This window comes from Rhodococcus sp. KRD197, assembly GCF_017168235.1.
Lineage (GTDB): Bacteria > Actinomycetota > Actinomycetes > Mycobacteriales > Mycobacteriaceae > Rhodococcoides.
Genome location: NZ_JABFAO010000037.1, coordinates 1 through 1,224, shown reverse-complemented (window position 1 = coordinate 1,224; position 1,224 = coordinate 1). Strand labels below are relative to the sequence as shown.

Genomic DNA, 1,224 nt, shown 5'->3' with positions numbered 1-1,224 from the left:
GTTGCATCTGCGAGATGCCCTTCGTTGTGGCCGAATTTGATCCTCGAGAAATCTCATTCTTCCACTACGACAGGGCATTTCGTGTCTGCGACCCGCGCTTGGTCGCTACCGAATCGGTGCAACCAGGTTAAGTGGACTGATCTGTCAGAAGTCGTCGAATACGTTGTCGGACAACAGTTCGTCCTTGCCGGGCGACGGGGTTTTTCCACCTCCAGCCCCGCCGATCAGCTCGGCAAGCGGGTGCGGATCGGTGTCGACGCTTTGTTGGAGCAGTCGATAGAACAACATCCCGCGCGCGTGCGACCTGCGGCGATTGAATCGAAACGCGAATTCGTCGAGGTAGTACTGCAGATGCTCGCGCTCGACGCGGTAGTGGTGGGTGCCTGCGTTCCATCGTTTGAGCAGCGAGGCGATTCGGTGGGGACCGGGGAGGGTGACGTGGCCGGGCTCGTCCGAGCTGTACCCGGAGATGTAGGTGTGGGTGAAGCCCTCATCGCAGAGAACGCGGAACATCCGAGCGCCGTCGGTTCGGATCGTCGACCCGGGTGCAGCGACCGTACGGGCGAAGTCCACTACCTGCTTCGACCCCGGCGAGGAGGCCACCCCGAGCCGTACCCGGCCGAGGGAAAGTTTTCTATTTACTTGTGTACCAACATTTTCCACAGCAATCATGACCGGCACCTTGTCGGTCGACGCACCGGCCTTGCCTGTCGCGCGGCCGCCGATGAACGACTCGTCTACTTCGACCAGGCCAGAGAGGAGTTCGCGATCGGGCCGCACCATCGCTCGCCGTAGCTTGTGCAGCCATGCCCATGCTATTTCGTAGGAACCCAACCCGAGCATGTCGTGGATGTTCTGCGCGGAGGTGCCGTTCTTCTGCGAGGTGACCAGCCAGATCGCCGCAAACCACGTGGTCAGCGGGGTGCGGGTGCGGTGGAAGATCGTCCCCGCAGTCACAGAGGTCTTACGACCGCACCGAACGCACTTCCAATGCTGCGTCGAGGTCCTCCACGACCGGTCCCCGTCACACATTGGACACCGAAAGCCAAGGGGCCAGCGAAGACTGGCCAGATATTCGCTTGCAGCCCTTGCTTTATCCTGGTTGCACCGATTCGGTAGCGACCAAGCGCGGGTCGCAGACACGAAATGCCCTGTCGTAGTGGAAGAATGAGATTTCTCGAGGATCAAATTCGGCCACAACGAAGGGCATCTCGCAGATGCAAC

The 1,224-nt window shown here is 60.4% G+C and carries 1 pseudogene; it reads right to left on the bottom strand.

The annotated features are described in order from the left end of the window. Positions 1 to 222: 222 nt before the first annotated feature. Positions 223 to 1,083: pseudogene (locus tag J1M86_RS23780) on the bottom strand (IS1595 family transposase); the annotation flags it as partial. Positions 1,084 to 1,224: the final 141 nt, after the last annotated feature.